At 67.6% G+C, this 15,849-nt stretch carries 19 protein-coding genes; 5 read left to right on the plus strand and 14 right to left on the minus strand.

Annotated features, from left to right (window positions below):
- Nucleotides 1-886 (plus strand): phospholipase D-like domain-containing protein (locus ACNJ7E_RS39610; RefSeq protein WP_418339110.1); only part of this gene is annotated, 886 nt, incomplete at its 5' end.
- Nucleotides 887-1,234: 348 nt separating this feature from the next.
- Complete coding sequence (locus ACNJ7E_RS39615; protein WP_418342398.1) at nucleotides 1,235-1,726, plus strand: helicase associated domain-containing protein; 492 nt, start codon at nucleotides 1,235-1,237, stop codon at nucleotides 1,724-1,726.
- Between the two features lie 567 nt (nucleotides 1,727-2,293).
- On the opposite strand, the gene ACNJ7E_RS39620 is transcribed toward ACNJ7E_RS39615, so the two are convergent.
- From ACNJ7E_RS39620 to ACNJ7E_RS39645, 6 genes are all read right to left on the minus strand, one after another.
- Entirely contained in the window at nucleotides 2,294-2,632 is a 339-nt protein-coding gene (locus ACNJ7E_RS39620) for a hypothetical protein (RefSeq protein WP_418342399.1), read from the minus strand.
- A 31-nt stretch (nucleotides 2,633-2,663) separates the two neighbouring features.
- A complete protein-coding gene (locus ACNJ7E_RS39625; protein ID WP_418342400.1) occupies nucleotides 2,664-3,962 on the minus strand; it encodes an AAA family ATPase in 1,299 nt (432 codons plus the stop codon).
- Between the two features lie 70 nt (nucleotides 3,963-4,032).
- The gene (locus ACNJ7E_RS39630) at nucleotides 4,033-5,223 is read right to left on the minus strand and encodes a hypothetical protein (protein ID WP_418342401.1); all 1,191 of its coding nucleotides are present in this window, start codon (nucleotides 5,221-5,223) and stop codon (nucleotides 4,033-4,035) included.
- Nucleotides 5,220-5,414, minus strand: a complete 195-nt coding sequence (locus tag ACNJ7E_RS39635) for a hypothetical protein (RefSeq protein WP_418342402.1) — start codon at nucleotides 5,412-5,414, stop codon at nucleotides 5,220-5,222. The genes ACNJ7E_RS39630 and ACNJ7E_RS39635 overlap by 4 nt, the downstream gene beginning before the upstream one ends.
- Nucleotides 5,411-6,664, minus strand: coding sequence for a vWA domain-containing protein (locus ACNJ7E_RS39640; protein ID WP_418342403.1), 1,254 nt, complete (start codon nucleotides 6,662-6,664; stop codon nucleotides 5,411-5,413). The genes ACNJ7E_RS39635 and ACNJ7E_RS39640 overlap by 4 nt, the downstream gene beginning before the upstream one ends.
- Nucleotides 6,661-7,761: an ATP-binding protein gene (locus ACNJ7E_RS39645; RefSeq protein WP_418342404.1), complete on the minus strand. Its 1,101-nt coding sequence runs from the start codon at nucleotides 7,759-7,761 to the stop codon at nucleotides 6,661-6,663. Before ACNJ7E_RS39645 ends, ACNJ7E_RS39640 begins: the two co-directional genes overlap by 4 nt.
- Before the next feature lie 311 nt (nucleotides 7,762-8,072).
- On the opposite strand from ACNJ7E_RS39645, the gene ACNJ7E_RS39650 reads away from it, so the two are divergent.
- The gene (locus ACNJ7E_RS39650) at nucleotides 8,073-8,291 is read left to right on the plus strand and encodes a hypothetical protein (RefSeq protein ID WP_418342405.1); all 219 of its coding nucleotides are present in this window, start codon (nucleotides 8,073-8,075) and stop codon (nucleotides 8,289-8,291) included.
- A 137-nt stretch (nucleotides 8,292-8,428) separates the two neighbouring features.
- On the opposite strand, the gene ACNJ7E_RS39655 is transcribed toward ACNJ7E_RS39650, so the two are convergent.
- Nucleotides 8,429-8,689, minus strand: coding sequence for a hypothetical protein (locus ACNJ7E_RS39655; RefSeq protein WP_418342406.1), 261 nt, complete (start codon nucleotides 8,687-8,689; stop codon nucleotides 8,429-8,431).
- Nucleotides 8,690-9,477: 788 nt separating this feature from the next.
- Entirely contained in the window at nucleotides 9,478-9,738 is a 261-nt protein-coding gene (locus tag ACNJ7E_RS39660) for a WhiB family transcriptional regulator (protein WP_489686854.1), read from the minus strand.
- Nucleotides 9,739-10,238: 500 nt separating this feature from the next.
- On the opposite strand from ACNJ7E_RS39660, the gene ACNJ7E_RS39665 reads away from it, so the two are divergent.
- Nucleotides 10,239-10,832 (plus strand): hypothetical protein, encoded by a 594-nt coding sequence (locus ACNJ7E_RS39665; protein WP_418342408.1) that lies wholly within the window; start codon nucleotides 10,239-10,241, stop codon nucleotides 10,830-10,832.
- A 25-nt stretch (nucleotides 10,833-10,857) separates the two neighbouring features.
- Here the strand turns inward: ACNJ7E_RS39665 and ACNJ7E_RS39670 are convergent, their stop codons facing one another.
- From ACNJ7E_RS39670 to ACNJ7E_RS39685, 4 genes are read right to left on the minus strand one after another with little or no spacing between them, the layout of a single operon-like run.
- On the minus strand, nucleotides 10,858-11,583 hold the full coding sequence (locus ACNJ7E_RS39670; RefSeq protein WP_418342409.1) for a hypothetical protein: 726 nt from the start codon (nucleotides 11,581-11,583) through the stop codon (nucleotides 10,858-10,860).
- Nucleotides 11,580-12,449: an RAMP superfamily CRISPR-associated protein gene (locus ACNJ7E_RS39675; protein ID WP_418342410.1), complete on the minus strand. Its 870-nt coding sequence runs from the start codon at nucleotides 12,447-12,449 to the stop codon at nucleotides 11,580-11,582. Before ACNJ7E_RS39675 ends, ACNJ7E_RS39670 begins: the two co-directional genes overlap by 4 nt.
- Nucleotides 12,446-12,862 carry a hypothetical protein gene (locus ACNJ7E_RS39680; protein WP_418342411.1) on the minus strand — a complete coding sequence of 139 codons (417 nt, stop codon included), beginning with the start codon at nucleotides 12,860-12,862 and terminating at the stop codon, nucleotides 12,446-12,448. Before ACNJ7E_RS39680 ends, ACNJ7E_RS39675 begins: the two co-directional genes overlap by 4 nt.
- Entirely contained in the window at nucleotides 12,859-13,536 is a 678-nt protein-coding gene (locus tag ACNJ7E_RS39685) for a hypothetical protein (protein WP_418342412.1), read from the minus strand. Before ACNJ7E_RS39685 ends, ACNJ7E_RS39680 begins: the two co-directional genes overlap by 4 nt.
- A 127-nt stretch (nucleotides 13,537-13,663) precedes the next feature.
- On the opposite strand from ACNJ7E_RS39685, the gene ACNJ7E_RS39690 reads away from it, so the two are divergent.
- Entirely contained in the window at nucleotides 13,664-14,518 is an 855-nt protein-coding gene (locus ACNJ7E_RS39690) for a phosphoadenosine phosphosulfate reductase domain-containing protein (RefSeq protein ID WP_418342413.1), read from the plus strand.
- Nucleotides 14,519-14,671: 153 nt separating this feature from the next.
- Here ACNJ7E_RS39690 and ACNJ7E_RS39695 read toward each other — a convergent pair whose 3' ends face one another.
- Both ACNJ7E_RS39695 and ACNJ7E_RS39700 read right to left on the minus strand, forming a co-directional pair.
- The gene (locus tag ACNJ7E_RS39695) at nucleotides 14,672-15,424 is read right to left on the minus strand and encodes an RES domain-containing protein (RefSeq protein ID WP_418342414.1); all 753 of its coding nucleotides are present in this window, start codon (nucleotides 15,422-15,424) and stop codon (nucleotides 14,672-14,674) included.
- Nucleotides 15,421-15,813: a hypothetical protein gene (locus ACNJ7E_RS39700; RefSeq protein ID WP_007299950.1), complete on the minus strand. Its 393-nt coding sequence runs from the start codon at nucleotides 15,811-15,813 to the stop codon at nucleotides 15,421-15,423. Before ACNJ7E_RS39700 ends, ACNJ7E_RS39695 begins: the two co-directional genes overlap by 4 nt.
- Nucleotides 15,814-15,849: the final 36 nt, after the last annotated feature.

Here is a 15,849-nt window from a genome sequence, read left to right on the forward strand (position 1 = left end):
CGCGATCGCGTACCTCGGCCAGGACGCCCCCGACCTGCTGCCGCTGCGTGCCGGGGATGTCCTCGTCGTGAACGCCTCGCGGGCCGCGGTGCGCGCGCACGCCACCTCCCCGGCCGCGCTCGCGCACTACGTGGCCGCCGGGGTGCGGGTGCTGTCGTCACCGAACCTGCACGCAGGCGTGATCGCCACCGCCAGGTGGGCGGTCATCGGCTCCGCAGGCGCCTCCCACAGCTCCACCATCTCGGATGAGGCCATCGTCGTCACCGATGATCCTGAGGTCGTGGCCGCCGTCCGGGCCTTCATCGACGGTATCGACGAGATCACCGAGGTCGACCAGGTGTTCCTCGACAACGCCACCGCCATCTGGCAGATCGGCCGGGCCGTACCCCTGCCCGGAATCGGCGACCGCAACCGGCGTGCCGAACCCGACTTCCTCCCCACCCCGGTGACCCGGATGTTCCTGTGGCACATCACCCATTACCAACCCGGCCCCGCGGAAGAACACGAGCGCGCAGCCCAGACCAGCGCCCGCCGTACGTCTGCGGGTCCGGCGGCGAAGTATCAGCTCGAATGGTTCCGTATCGACGCCCCCGCCGGCCGCGGCCGTGGCCGGCTCCAGCGGGGTGACGTCCTGTTGCAGGTCACCGCCGACAACGAATGGCTCTACTCGCCGGCGGTCGTGGACTCCGACCCGATCGCGATCCCCCGCACCCGCACAGCGGTGGCGTACCACCTGCGTACGCGGGTCGACCTGGAGCCGATCGCGGTGCCCGACGCGGAAGTACGGCTCGCCGATGCCGGGCACCCGGGTCCCCGGCTGCGCACCGACCACCGCATCGTCTCCGCCAGCCTGCGGGCCGCGCTGCTCCGACTCTGGAACCTGTGACCCGATCCGCACGTTTCAGGCGTGACCCGTGACTACGACATGTCCGCCCGCAGGCGACGGTGCACCGAGATCGCCGCGGGCACGGGCTGGAGTGATCAGGCCAACGCCAGGACTGGGAGGGCGCTTCCCTGCACCGGGGGCGGCCACGGATCTCGGCGGCCGGTGCGCGAGCGCGGAATGGTCCTGCGCGCTGTCGATCAGCCTCTGGGTTCCACCAGTTGTCACGACCTGCGCAGGTTGCCATCGGACACGCGTCGACTTCCGTGACAGATCGTCAAAGAGGCGGACATACTTTGACTTATCGACTACCAGGCAACACGTGACGGCTTTTCTGAGGATGTGATCTCGATGCGAGCACGGCGACCGGCGGCCTCACCTCTGCAGCTCTACGCCGAGTTTCGTCGCCGTCACCCCACACTCGTGATGCCCGCCGACTACGTCACCGAATGCGGCTTCCGACTGGGACGTTGGCAGGACCGCCAGCGAGTGGCCCGTATGCTCGGCACCCTGCCGCCGCAACGCATTACGCAACTCGATGCGATCGGCTTCGTGTGGACCGACGACAGCGCGCCGCTCCCTGCCGTGCCACCGGCCGAGGGTAAGCGGCGACGGATGCTCACCGAAATCGCCGCCTACCGCGAAGAACACGGCGATGCACTCGTCCCCGCAAACTATGTCACCGCCGATGGTGAGCAGGTGGGCCAGTGGCTCTACCGGGCAGTGAAAAAGTGGCGAGCCAACGCACTGCCGGACAACGAGCGGCGCCCCCTAGCAGTCCTCGGGGTGTCCCCCGGGCCGCGCCCACGGGGACCGCGACTCTCAACACACCCGATGCGATAGCCATCACCACCTGTCCCTCAGACAGATCGACATTCGCGCTCTATGAGGCGGACAGGGGTAGCGCCCATCCCCGTCGACCACACCCACGACGAGGCGCAGGACACAGCGTCCGGACTGATAGCCGTGCACAGGCTCGAGCGCTCGGCGAGGTGAAGGACTGTCAGCTCCAGTCGATGTGGACGAAATGAATCAGAACCCCTCCGCCGCACCCCGGGACCACCACCGACCAACCCCACGCCGGCCGCGTATGCCGTCGGCACCCAGCCAGAGACGCACTCGCTGAACCACACGCATCTGCACTCGTGTGTCAGCACGCACTTCGACACGCCCGCCGCCACGCACAGCTTCACGCACATCAACACGCACAGCTTCACGCACATCAACACGCAGCGCTTCACGTATATCAACACGGATCACTACACGTATATCGACCCGCACAGATATCGCGGTCAGGGATACGCGTGATGGCCGCATGGGAATCGGGAAGTACCCGGTCCCCGGCGCACCCGGTGCCGGGGACCGCCGGCCGAACGGGTCCGTCCGGACCCGTCCAGCCGTCAGTTCCCGTCAGTCCGCGCCGTACAGTTCGGCGGTGTAGTGGACCGTTCCCCTTCGCTGTGCTTCGTCCCAGTCGACCCCCATCACGTCGGCCAGATGGTGCAGATCACCGAGGAAGTCCCCGAAGACCGTCATGGCCTCCTCCCGATCGGTATTGCATGTACGGGCATAGCTGATCAACCCATCGCCTGCCCGCAGCGCGCGGACGCCGTTGTCGTGGACCTGAGAACCCCCGTCGTAGGTGAAGTTCGGTCGGGTCCGCCCCGCGAATGCGACCGCCAGCTGGGCTGGCGAGTCGACGTCCGGCAGCCGTTCGGCGCGGAACTCGGTCATGATTTCATCGGGCATTGCCCAAATCGCCTTTCGTTGTGATGGGTTGCTACACAGCGGGAGTGCGGTGCAGCGCGGCCAACAGGGCGGCATGGGTGGCGTGCGCGGTCGAGGGTTCGGTGTAGGCGAGTACGTCGGCGCTCGCGTCATCGATGACGACGCTCATGTGGGCGCGGTGGCGGGAGAGCATCACGCAGGCGCGGCCCGGATCGAGGCTGAATGGCTCGGCGGTGCGGTATCCGGCCAGCGGATGCAGCACCACCACAGCGGCACGCTCGAGCCCCTGCAGCGAGTTGGCCGTGCCGACCAGCACGTCCGGGTGATCGGACAGCAGGGCGCGGATCGCCGCCGCCTGCGTCACGTGGGGAACCACCACCGCGATATCGGCGGCGCTCATCGGTCGCCGGTCCTCGGCGGTGACCCGCACGGCGTCAAGCAATTCGCGCGCCCGCTGTGCGCACGCGGTCACCAGCGCCGGATCGGACGGGCCGCCGCAGACCGTGACCGGGCGGTGCGCCAGCTCGGGCACGACTTCGCCTGCGTCGGTCAGGTGCTCCGGGGGTCGGCGGGAGGTGAACGGCAGGTCGGGGTAGAACATCGGCCCGATCAGGGCGGTGGTGCCGGGTCCGAGTCGCCAGGTGTGGCGCAGCCGGACCACGCCCACCGCGTCGCCGTGTGCGGCTTGCAGCGCGATCGGTCCCGGCAGGTTCGGGGCGGTATCGCTGCCGTCCCATCGAGACACGTCGCCGGTCACCACCGGATCGATCTGACCGGGATCGCCGACGCAGACCACCTGCCTGGCCATGGCGCCGAGTGCGCCCAGATCGGCGTAGGTGCATTGCCAGGATTCGTCGACCACGAGCACGTCGGCCGCGACGCGGTCGGGGTCCGAGAACAGCCATCGGGCGGTCGTGCCGATCAGGATCGCACCCCCGTCAGCGGGCCACCGCACCTTCTGTCCTGACACCGTGGGCGTCTGTCCGCTGTCGGGTTTCGGCGGTTTCGCTTTCCACATCAGTGCAGCGCGATCGGTGAGGGTTCCCAGGCGCCGCGCAATCTCCACTGCCTGTTCGCGGGTCTGGGCCGCGATGCCGACACGCAGATCCGCGCGGTGTGCCAATGCTGCCGCGAGAAGGGCGACCAGTCGGGTCTTGCCTGCACCGGGTGGCGACGGGACGACAACGGCGGGATCACCCGACCACACCGAGAACAGCACACGTGCGGTGATCGGATCGGACATGATCTGCGATCCCGGCCACTGCGTGAGTGGTGGCGCGCTCGGCCTGGGTGTCGGTGCGTTCGCCGGTGCCGGGTTGGGGTTTTCGGGTCGGGGGGCGAGGATGCGCATGACGGTGCAAACCTTTCACGAAAGGTGTTGTGAATAAAGTTGCTTTGGGTGGCAGTGCAGGCTGACGGGGCTAGCCCTCCGCGCCTGCGATCAGCACGTCGAGGGGAACCTCACGCCGCGCAGCGACCGGCGTTTGGCCGGTGGAGAGCCAGGAACGGCGGGCACGGTAGAGCCGCCAGTATCGGCCCCGACCCGCGCGCATCGTCTGCGGGGACGGCGGCTGCGGCATCACGCACACCCGTGCTCCCGGTGTGGGGGCGTGTGCGCCGACCGTGCCGAGACCGAGGACCAGCTTTCCCTCCACGACCTGTGCCGAGGTGACCTCGGCGCAGAACCGCTCGAAGGGTGTGTCCGCTGGGGTGCCCATCCAGCCGGTGACCTCGGATCCGACGCGCAGCCGTGAATCGAGCCGCTCGCAGGTCACCGACAGCGATACGCCCCGCCGACGCGTGCCTGTCGGCGGCGGGGTCACCGATGCCACCCCGACCGCCACGTGCCCGGTATGGACTGCGCGTTGCCGCCAGAGCGGATCACCGAGCAGGGCGGCAGCTTTCAAGTCGGCGGCATCGCATCGGGTGCGCAGTCCCATGGCGGCGCTGGCGGTGTTGTCCGGGCGCGACCAATCGTGCCCGGCTGTCGCTGCCGATAGCGCGCGGTCCCACGAATAGCGGTCGTCCTCGTGGATCGGCGCAAGTAGTGGCAGCAGCGGTCCGCCGCTGATCTTCGCGGCCCACTCGTGCAAGCCGCTGACGCTGTCATCGCAGATGCCGAACCACTGCCGCCACGTGGTCGCCGACCGTTCGGCCTCCGGGGTGGTGCCGAGGACGTACCGCGCCGACGACGCGGCCACAAGACTCACCACCGCCGAGGTGCCGGGATGGTCTGCCCGATCCGCCCACCACGCCACCATGGCCGCCGCGCCGGCCACCTGCGGGTCCGGGTGGTGTGCGTGCGCCCGCGCCAGCGTCACCAGGGCAGCCAGGGTGCCGGTGTCGTCGGTGAGCAACGGTGCCGGGTCGCAGCGCCCCACGATGGTTCCGCCGTGTGCGGCCAGCAGTCCCAGGGCATCCACGTCGCGGGCACGTTCCTCGCGTCCGCCGAACCCGGCCACTGCCACGGTGACGCTGCCACCACGGGCGACCGCACGCACCGCCAGCGCCGCCGGGGACGGCACGAACGTGGTGTGCGTGAGCCGAGCGACCGGCGACCGGGTTTCGGCGGCATAGAGCCGCTGAGCGAGGTCGAACCATTCCACGCTCATGCCGCTCCCCTTCCCTCGCCGCTCCCTTGCACCGGATTCGCCGCGCAGCGCCAACCGGCGCGCAGAGCCGCCGCCGCCGCATCGGTCGCCGTACCTGCCACCACCGCCGCGACCTGGTGGGCGGTGATCCCGGTACCGGCCAACACCCGGTCGGCGTAGCGGACCAGGTCGCCGCTTCCTGCCGTGCTCATGCGCGTGCTCCCGCGCCGACCGGCACGTACACCGTCGACGCCCACGACGGTGTACGCCCCGCCGCCGTGTCACTGCCGATCACCGCGCACACCAGATGCGACCGCGACGGGCGATCCGGCCACGGCGTGTCCCCGTCCGTCAGGACGATCACCACATGCGGCTGCGGACGCGCAGCATTGGCCGCCTCGATACCCACCCGCATGTCGGTGCCGCCGCCGCCGATCAGTGTCACGTCCGCGATGGACCGAACCGGCTGCGCCGTGGTGCTCGACGCATCACAGGCCAGAATCCGCACCCGATCACGTGCCACACCGCCAGCCCGCAGCACCCCGGCGACCTCACTCATCGCCGCATCCAGATCGTCTGCCGACATCGATCCCGACGTGTCGACCACAATCGAGACCGTGATCGACGGGCCGCGCATCGCCGGAGCGACGATGCCCGGGATCCCGCGCCGCGACGGTCGCGAATATGTGTAGTTCGTCCGCCCCGCCTGATCCGCCACGACGCGCCGGATCACCGCCCGCAACAACCGATCCCATGCCACCGTCGGCGGTGCCAGTACCTCACCGGCCCACCGCGCCAACCCGGCCGGGGCGCTCCCCCGCCCCTTTCCCGAAGACTCCCGGACGGCCTGCGCGACATACCGCCGCACCAGGTCGGCCTCCGCGCCGTCGAGACCTTCGGTGACCTCACTCCCGGCCGCACCCAACTCGCCGGGCACGGCAGGGCACCCCGCACCGGACCCGCACCCCGGATCACCATCGCCATCTGCGCTCGGAGATGAAGGGGCAGACGGATCTACCAGATTCGTGTAGTAGTCCTCCGCAATGCCTCCCGATGCGCACCCGAACGACTCCGGGGTGATCACCCCTTCGGGCAGTCCGACCCCGGCCGCGAGAAGGTCATCGTTGATTTCCGCATCGGCGGCGTAGTTCCACGCCAGATGCTGGACCGGCTTCGGCAAGAACTCCGCGCGCGCGGCATGCGCCCGCAGCAAATGCCCAACCTCGTGTAACAGGACCGCACCCGCCACCGGGACCGGCCACGCGTTCGCACCGACCAGCAACGCCGGATCGAGATACAACCGCCACTGCGCATCCACCGCGAACGTGCCCAGCCCCGGCGCAGCCACCGGCTGCGCCGCGAACAACGCCCGCATGAAGTACGGCATCTGTTCGGCAGAGACCAACCGGGCCAACCGAAACGCGCGCAACTCGTCCGGTTCGAGTACCCGCACCGCGCTCACGCCGCCTCACCGACCAGACCCGCAGCCACCAACATCGGGGAGAACCGTTTCGCCGCAGCCGGAACCACAGCCTTGGCGGGCCGCGCCTTCGCCAACGTCCGCGCCGCAGCACCCGCCACATCAGGTGCACCCGCTTCCGCAGCCGCAATCAACGGCCCCCACGCGCTGCGCCACGCCTCGACGGTGCCCCGCCCCGCAGCCCACGCCGTCACACCCGACAGAACTGCCCACACCAGGTCCGGACGAGACTGCCAGTCGAACGCCGTTTCCGGATTCTCGATCACCGCCACCGGGTCCGGCAGATCGGAATTCCTGCGCCATTCCAGGAACTCGACACCGGTCCCCTCACCGATCAGCCCGAACACCGCCGCATTGATCGCCGCGTTATCGTCATCACGCAGATGCGGCAACACCGCCGCCAACATCGCCCACGTGCGTCGCGACGGCCACGCTCCCCCGGTCTGCGCCGCCGACGACGGGAACGCGTCCAACGCTTCCGGGTTCCGCTGGACATATCCGGTGATCGAACTACGCACCAGCGCCATGCGCTGTTCGTCCGTCGCCACCGCACGCGAGGCGGGCGGCGACGCCCACCCCGTCGCCATACCGTCCAACCACTCATCCACAGACGGAGTGAACTCCACATGACAGAACCGATTCGCCAATGGCGCTTCCAGTTCGTACCCACCGGCAGCACAATCGGGAGGATTCGCACCCGCAATCACCCGCGTTCCCTTCGGCAATTGCAAATCACCGACCTTCAGGTCCAACGCGACCGCGAGCATCGCCGCCTGCACCGCAGGCGGACTCGTCGTCAACTCGTCCAGAAACAGATAGCCACCACCCTCGGCGTGAATGCGCTTCGCCCAGTCCGGAGCCTCCAACGTCACCCCGCGCTCACGCACCACCGGCAGGCCAGCGAAGTCGGCCGGTTCCCGCAACGACCCGAGGACCGTCTCGCACAGCACCCCGTCCGACGCCGCCAACCCCCGCACCAGACTCGACTTACCCATACCCGGACCCGAGATCAACAACGACGGAACACCGGCCCGCCCATTCGCATCCAACACCGTCACAGTAGTCGCCAAATCAGCCACAGAAAATCCTCCATAGTCGAGCGAGTTGGTCAGTCTCGCTACCGAATTAGACTCCTCGAGTATACGGTCCGACCTGCACAAATAGGGGTTCCGCGCTCGTCCTGCGTCCCCGGCGCACCCTGTGCCGGGGACGCAGGACGACACCCACCCGGCACCGCGCGGAAACATCGTCTACGGGCCCCGCGGAGGGATCAAACATCGCCGGCCGCGGCACAGTCCTGTTTTCCGCCACGATCCCGGACGAGCCGTTCGACCGAGGCCTGATCTAAAGCGGTTAGAGGTTGTCGGGGATGAGGTTTACGCTGCCGCTCATGAATCTGATTCAGCGCACCAGTCCTGAAGCGCAGGCGTTCAGTAGTCATGGTTTCAAGATCCCGCGCCCCAGCGGTGAGCACAGCGCCCGCATCTGGCAGGCTGCCGAGACGTTCGGCAAGGACAGCAATGCTGTGTCCGAGGCGATGTTCCACGCGATCGTCGCCCTCGAAGCCGTGGTGGTTGCACTCCGCCGCGCCGCCGGTACGTCTGAGTAACTTCACCGACCTGAACCGAAAGGCACTCACCCATGCTCCCCGGAGTATCCGTGACGTGGGAGGTCCTCCTGACTCCACCCATCCGCGTTCTTGGCCTCGCCGAGTGGGCCCTCATTGGAGGTTCGACAAGGAGCGGACTACTCGGTGAAGAGGTGCGCGGTCAGTCGAGACGCGAGTTCTTCCCGCGTGTCCTCGTCGCCGGGGTGCGAATAGACAGGGTTGATTGGGCGACCGGTGTCGATCAGGTCCTCGCGGGCTGTCTTGACGGCCTCTGCACACTCGCGGAGGGCTTCGGCGAACTCAGCCACGAATACGGCGTCTGTGGAGGGCACCGCCTCCACTGCGGCGTCGGAGAGAGCTTCGAGGTAGCGGACGGTCTGTTCGAGGAGATCACGCATGCGAGGAACGTAGCGCAAACGGAAGAGGCCGTTTCACAAATGAATGGGTGGTGCGGTAGCAGCGGCGTCGCTGGCGACACCGCTGAATCATAGTGAACTGCTTCCGCATCGGGCGTGTCGTGGCGTCGGGCCAAGGCGTGCCGAAGTGATGGTCCGTCGCCATCGCGACGGACTTCCTACAACCGGCCCCGGTCGAGTCCACGGCAACGCTGGATGCACCAATCCTGCCCACATTCGATTGAGTACCAACGCCATCAACCGTGCCAGGCACGGACCCGAGCGACTCTGGTCAGACCACCCAGTCTCACACGCTTCGGTGTTCGCTACACACAGGTACGTACGGCTCGGATCCACTCCCTGTGCGAGGGCGACCACCAACCCCAGAACACCCCCAGCCAACACCGCCCGCGGATGAACACGTCACGCATCGCTCCCCCATTCGCCGGTTCTCCCTTGGAACAGATCCCACCGGCCTCTGGCTCCGGCTGCGTCGGCGGCATCCACACTTCCCGCTCATCCTTACGCGCGAGCAGCAGCGGATGCTCAGGATGCGCGCCTTCGCCCACCGTCTCTCCTGCTCCAGCAACCTCGCTGCGACATACCTGGTTTCCGCCGAATGCGGCGGATTAACGCCCACCGTCCGCGCAGGCCAGCGAAGCTGATCAGCCCGAAGTGACAGCAGGTCAGCCGGGTAAGGCTCAGGTCCCAGAGGTACCGGGTGAGGTCGATCGCTTTGGTGCGCCGCCACCCTTCGGCTTGACTGGTGTGCAAATCTACGGCCATGGCGGTCACCGGTGTCGCTTCGGGTAATGCTTGCGTCGCTCGGCTGCGGTGAGCCCACCCCAGATCCCGAACCGCTCATCATGGGCGAGCGCCTCGGCGAGGCAGGCCTCACGAACCTCGCACCCAGCGCACACCCGCTTCGCGGGGCGGCCGTTCTCCCCCGTTTCGGGGAAGAACGCTTCCGGATCGGTGACTCGGCAGAGCGCGAAGTCTCGCCACTCCGGAGCGTCCCACTCCGTCCTGGGCCGTGTGTCGGTATCGGTCATCTCGCTCATCTCCCTTTTCCCGCAGATGGTGTCTCGGTGTGGCGGACGGTAGCGCCGGACCTGGACAGCTCCACACGAACTCGCACCTCCGGGACACCCCGAAGGTCTAGCGACGAATCCGGGCCAGTCTGATTGGGTTGTCTGTCAATCCGTGGTGGCCTCTCCTGCGAAGTGCGGGTTGTTGTCACTGGGAGGAAGATCCGCAGCGTACGTGGTGAGTGACATCGCGTAATGGAACGTGCTCGACGAACCACCAACCATCATCAGGGCAGGTGGAGTCGCCGCTCTGTCCTAGATCTCTGCCGGTCACAGCCCACGCCAGCCCATTCCGCGTCGCCGACAACAGGACACCGGCCCCACACCGCTACTCTCGATGACGTCGTCCGCGCCACAACCGGCACGCGCATGGAGGCTGACTACGATCCTGTTCACAGGGCGTCCAGTCAGCCAGGGGAAAGGGGAAATGAACGATGATCATCCGCAGAACCACGATTGCTGCCGTGACTGCCTGCACCGCACTGGGACTGGCGCTGTCCGGGTGCGGCAACGGCGACGAACAGGCCTCCGCCACTAGTCAGACCGCCACGTCGGCAGCGATGACCACCACTGGATCTACAACCACGACCGCGGCAACCAACCGGACCACGATCTCGTCGGATAACTCGGACACCATCGGCGGAACCGCCCAGACCATTACCGCACCCGACGTCACGGCCCGCATCGAGGTGAAAGAACCTCAGCTGATCGAAAAGACCTCCATGGGAGAGCCGCGGATACTGATGTTCCCGATCGTGCTCGACGTCGACTCCGGAACCCTGAACGCCACATCGACCAACTGGAAGGTCCACACACTCAGCGGACAGACGATCACCGGCAGTGATTCCTGGGGCAACATCCCCACCGCGATCGGGGACAACGCCCTCGACGGCCACGCCGAGGGGCTCGTCCTGTTCCCCGGAATCGGAGACAAGCTGACCGATGACGTGTCGATCACCGAGGTTGCGCTCTATCCTCCGAACGAGTCGAAAACCCCACTCGCTCGCTGGATGTTGCCCGCACCGGTCGCTGTGCCCGACCTCCCGCGCTCCGAATAGTCGCCGAGGCGCACCACGCGGCGGCTCATCGAGGTAGGTGGAGTTGACGCATTCGGGTCGGGTGCATGTACGGCGGCCGCAGACCGGCCAACCCGAAGCCGGCCGATTCCGGTTCGAGCCGATCGGGAACACAGGCCGGTGGTGTGGTGCGCCCGAGAGTGCCGTCGCTATGCAGGTGCGCCGACGCCCACCGGTCGGCGGCGGGGCAGTGTTCGAACTCCCACCGCAGGACCCGGCCTTCACCATGGGCCCGTTTCTTACCGATGACATCCAGGCCACCCAGGATCGTGGCGACGGCGTCGAGATCTCCGACTCCGCGCCAGGTGACCGTGCGAGTGCTGGTGATCATCAGGGGCATGTAGCGGGACCGGTAACGGCCCTGTCGATCCGAGATCACCGCCGGCAGCGTATGACTGAGTTGCTCGAGCCCGCGGTGATCGGCCCGCGACGCCCAGTGCCGCACCACGGGATCACCGGCCGGGTCCTCGGGGAACGAGCACGTCGCACACCAATGCCAGTCCTCGCCGGCGAGCTCGCATCGCGCCAGTGGCAGCTCGAGATCCGGCGGGGCGCACTCGGGTGTCAGCGCCGGCACATACTCGCCTCGGTCGAGTGCCGCGGCCTTGTGATCGGCCCACAGTTCGGCGGCGAGGATCCCGTCGAGACTGATTCCCCACGGCGTCGCGTGCGCCAGTCCCGACGACAGGTGCGCCCGCACCAGGAACGGTGCCATCTCCTCGGTGCCCGTCATGTCAGCCAGCACAATGCTTCGATGACCTCATCGCGCAGTGGCGTCAGCTCGACGCGCCAGTCCACTGACTGCGGGTCCGGACCGGCCAACACCACCCGATCCGATTCGGCGCGGACCCGCCCGTGACCTATCGCGCTGCGCCCTCCGAGGAATCCGTCACGCGCGAATCTGCCCCACACCTCGGTGAAGAACGAGATTTCGAGTGGGGTGGCCCGGTCCAGCCGCAAGAACGTTTCGAAACGGGTTCCTGCAGGGAGTGTTTCGACCTCGAATCGCATCAGCATCGACGAGCCGGCATCTTTTCCGGCTCCGCCCCCCGCGGAGGATTTGGGGAACGCCCGGCTGTCGGTGTCGTCGAATCGGCTGTAGCTCTCCAGGGAGACCAACTCGAACTGACTCATCAACTGGCCGTCATACGCCCGGGTCATGATCGTCTCGGTCTCACGCACCCGCGGGATGACCTTGCCCACCTTCAGGCAGCCGTCGATCGGTGGCTGACCTCCGCCGTTGCCGCCGAACACCCCGATCGGGGGAACCAGCTCCCGCAGTCGCTGCCGCCGCCGCCCGGTCAGACCGTCGCCGGTGACCTTCGTCAGAGAGCCACCGTTGCGTAGCGCGTGCGCGGCCGAGAGCGGGATCTGCTGTTCGTAGCCGATGACATCGCGGAACAGCTCCTCGGCGATCCTGCGCAACCCGCCGCGCAGGGAGTTCCCGGACACGATCGGCACCAGCACCGGCTTGCCGTCCGGCTGGATCACCGGCTCGCGCCGGAACAGTGTCGTCGTCGTTCCGGAGTCCTCCCCCTTCTGGGAGATCGAGGACAGTGCGGTCAGCTCGACATCCCAGCGCACCGTCGACCTCATCATCTCTTCCTTCCCGCAGTGCGAGCGGCGGCCACGGCTTCGGCGACGATCCGCGTGCGCAGCACGTACGACGTGGGACGCTCACGCAGCAACGTCAGCACCGGCTCGGACTCCTCACGCAGCAACGTCGCCAGCTCCAGCCGTTGGTCGGTGTTCGTCGGTTCCGATTCGAGGGACCGGGAGACCACCGACCACCACCGGTCGAGATCGCCGCCACCGATATAGGTGGCGACCCGAACCCGGTTCGGCAGGTGCTGGGTCCAGTACGTTTCCCGCCGCCGACCAACCCATCCCGAATCCCAGTCGATCCCGTAGTGCAACAACAACAGCAGGCGTTCAGCCGTCGACGCCGGACCCTCGAGCGGCGGCAGCCCCGCCGGTGCGGCCGCGAGCCATCGATCGGTCGGGCTGGTCATTTCGCTGCCTTCGCACTCGCCGACACGGTGGCTCGCAGCGCGAGCTCCCACCACTGCCCGATCTGGCGGTACGGGGCGAGACGATCCCAGTCCGCGAAGACCGCCGGCCACCGCCTGGGGGCGATCGTGGCGAGCACCGGATACGGGGCCGCAGGCTCGGCGAGCATCCGGGCACCGAACCCCAGCGCCCGCAGTCGACGCATCGCTGTCACCGCCACGACATCACGCGACGTCCAGGGCAGGCACATGTCCTCGACCGCAATCCCGCCCCACCGCGCATGCGGCAGGATGTGCTTTCGGCCGGGCCGCAAGGGCACCACCACGGCGGTATCCGGCTCGAGCGGCCGCGACAAGATCCGTTCGAGATCCGCCAGTGTCACTGCCCTCATTGCTGGTCGGGTGGTGACCACATGCATGCTTCTGCGCAGATCCGGGTGCCGGTAGGCCCACGCGCAGGACGTGCACAGCCCACCCTCCGCGGTCGCTTTCCACGAATCGAAACCCGTGAACGTTCGGGAGACCACCTTGGTCACCGCCTCCACCGGAACCGGGAACGCCGCGCATCTCGCACACCGACCCACCCTCGCCACCTCGACTACCTCACGCGTCTTCGTCGACGCGAATGCCGCCGCGACGACGTCCTGCCGGCCCGCCACCTCGCACAGTTTCCCCACACCACACTCCTCACATGCCCAGGCGACTTCAAACCGCCCCTACGACTGGAGGAAGATCCACCGGGCGAACACTGTGTGACAGAAACTGCGAGATCTCGATACCGACCGGACACCGCGAGGAGGACGTGTGGCGGGCAAGCCCGAACCCGACGGCCTGGACCTGAACACTCTCCGGGCACTGCGCCGGCCCCGCCGCGACCTCAGGGCCCTCACCGGGCGCATCGAGCAACACCTCGACGACCACGACGGATACCTCGCCTTCTCCGGCGGCAAGGACTCACTCGTCGCACTCCACCTCACCCTGCAGGTCGAACCGAACATCCCCGTCGTGTTCTTCGACTCCGGCCTCGAGTACCCCGAGACCTACACCTACATCACCGCACTCGCCGACACCTGGAACCTCAACCTCGAACCCCACCGCGCCGACCCACCACTGCTGACCGTCCTCGCACAATCCGGCGAATGGGACCACCAACAGCCCACCCGAGCCACCGGCCAGAAACTGCGCGACATCCTCATCGGAACACCCTCCCGCGCAGCGCACGCAGCCCACGGGCCAGGAGAAATCTGGGGCGTACGCGCCGACGAATCCCCGAAAGGGACCGGACGCTGGTCGCTGTACTACAACGCCCTCAGCAGCCACGTCACACGCGACTGCGCCGGCTGCTGCACCAACACCACCGAGCAACGCCGACACCACGGCGGCCTCATCGACCGAGCCGACGGAACACATGTATTCGGGCCCATATGGGACTGGAGCGTCGATGAGATCTGGGCATACATCGCCCACCACCAGCTACCGGTGAACCCCGTCTACGACAAACTCCGCCAACTCGGCACCCCCGAACAACACCTACGGGTCTCCCACATGATCGACGGCGCCTTCCTCGAACACGGTCGCATCACCCGCCTCCGCCGCGGATGGTCGGAACTCTTCGAAGAACTCGCCCAGGTCCTCCCCCGGATCCGCGAATTCGTCTGATGGCGAGCGGGTATCACGGGACCGCGACAAGAGAGAAGTTAGCGCGGTGTCGCGTCGCTTGTGGACCTCCGCCGACCCAGCCACAACCAATGTCGCGACTGAGGTTTCCACCGCGACGCTGCGGAGAATCTCGTGATCCCACAGCGGCCGGACTCACGTGTCGTCCCATTCGAGTCCGAGCAGACGCATCGCCCCGGCAAGGTCACCGTCGTCGGGTGCCACCGGCATCTGATCCAATGCGGTGACGTGGGGGCTGACCACCGGGTCACCCGGTCGCTCGTAGACTGCCCACAACCGCAGCCCGTCACCGTGCCGCGAGTCGAACTCGACTCCGGTGATCGGATATCCGTCCGGACCGCCAAGGGTGTTGATCCACTTGGAGATTGCCTGCGTCAACGCCCGCGGGCGGCCGTCCCGAATCGCGGCGCCGTCGAGATCATCGAGTCCGTGCCGGATCGCGGCCGACCGAAACCCGACACGCAGCGTGGCCAGCGTCTCCGGGTGCCCGGGGACCGCGAACCACCCCGTCAGCGCGCCGTGGGCGGCCATGCGAGGCACGCACCACGACCGCGGCACCCGGCCGGGTTCGACAGTGGGGAATGCGGCGGCATCCTCGTCGTCGACGACGATCTCGTCCAGATCCGCGATCACCTGCGCGCTCGGCCGGGCGTAGGCGAGGACCTCCAGGTAGCAGGCCAATCGGCTGGCACCCACATAGAGGGTGCGCCACACACCGTCTGGGTCGTCCCACCGGCCGGTGAACCGGCCGTCGGTGGCGTACACCCACGGTGTCCATTCCCACGGCGACGGCGCGAACCCGACCCGATAGACCTCGCACCCGTGTCGGTGGGCGCACCACATCGACCCTTGCGCCGTGGCGACGAGGGCGTGGTCGACCTGGGTCATCCGACGGCGGCGAACTGCCGGGCCGCGGCGAGGACCTGCGGGCCGACATCGGCGAGTTCCCCCTCGCGCAGCAACAAGGCGGGGGCGCGGTCGTCGAGGATCGGATTCAAACCCTGAAACCAGGCCTGCGCCACCGCCGGGGTGTCGCGGGCGGTGATCAGCCGTGCCGCCCGGTACGCGATCCGCAGCCGTTCCACATCCGAGTCGCTACCGATCGTCCGTGTGCCCTCTGCCCACTGGCGCACTGCACGGGTCTCCTTGACCCGCCCCAGATAGGCGACCAGCTTCGCGCCCAGCAGCTCCCGCAACGCGGTGACCAGCTCGGGTTGGGACATACGGGCGGCCTGGTTGTACGCCTCCAGATCCGGCCGGGGATGTGCTGCGGTCATCACGAACCACCTCCAGATCCCAGGGTAAATCACAAT

Origin of the sequence: Rhodococcus mengyinensis (assembly GCF_048381435.1) — a bacterium.
In the GTDB taxonomy this organism is placed as follows: Bacteria; Actinomycetota; Actinomycetes; order Mycobacteriales; family Mycobacteriaceae; genus Rhodococcus_F; species Rhodococcus_F opacus_D.

Coding starts and splice junctions, on each gene's coding strand:
- ACNJ7E_RS39615 (WP_418342398.1), top strand. CDS start 1,235: ATGCGAGCACGGCGACCGGCGGCCTCACCTCTGCAGCTCTACGCCGAG.
- ACNJ7E_RS39620 (WP_418342399.1), bottom strand. CDS start 2,632: ATGCCCGATGAAATCATGACCGAGTTCCGCGCCGAACGGCTGCCGGAC.
- ACNJ7E_RS39625 (WP_418342400.1), bottom strand. CDS start 3,962: ATGCGCATCCTCGCCCCCCGACCCGAAAACCCCAACCCGGCACCGGCG.
- ACNJ7E_RS39630 (WP_418342401.1), bottom strand. CDS start 5,223: ATGAGCGTGGAATGGTTCGACCTCGCTCAGCGGCTCTATGCCGCCGAA.
- ACNJ7E_RS39635 (WP_418342402.1), bottom strand. CDS start 5,414: ATGAGCACGGCAGGAAGCGGCGACCTGGTCCGCTACGCCGACCGGGTG.
- ACNJ7E_RS39650 (WP_418342405.1), top strand. CDS start 8,073: ATGAATCTGATTCAGCGCACCAGTCCTGAAGCGCAGGCGTTCAGTAGT.
- ACNJ7E_RS39655 (WP_418342406.1), bottom strand. CDS start 8,689: ATGCGTGATCTCCTCGAACAGACCGTCCGCTACCTCGAAGCTCTCTCC.
- ACNJ7E_RS39660 (WP_489686854.1), bottom strand. CDS start 9,738: ATGACCGATACCGACACACGGCCCAGGACGGAGTGGGACGCTCCGGAG.
- ACNJ7E_RS39670 (WP_418342409.1), bottom strand. CDS start 11,583: ATGACGGGCACCGAGGAGATGGCACCGTTCCTGGTGCGGGCGCACCTG.
- ACNJ7E_RS39675 (WP_418342410.1), bottom strand. CDS start 12,449: ATGATGAGGTCGACGGTGCGCTGGGATGTCGAGCTGACCGCACTGTCC.
- ACNJ7E_RS39680 (WP_418342411.1), bottom strand. CDS start 12,862: ATGACCAGCCCGACCGATCGATGGCTCGCGGCCGCACCGGCGGGGCTG.
- ACNJ7E_RS39695 (WP_418342414.1), bottom strand. CDS start 15,424: ATGACCCAGGTCGACCACGCCCTCGTCGCCACGGCGCAAGGGTCGATG.
- ACNJ7E_RS39700 (WP_007299950.1), bottom strand. CDS start 15,813: ATGACCGCAGCACATCCCCGGCCGGATCTGGAGGCGTACAACCAGGCC.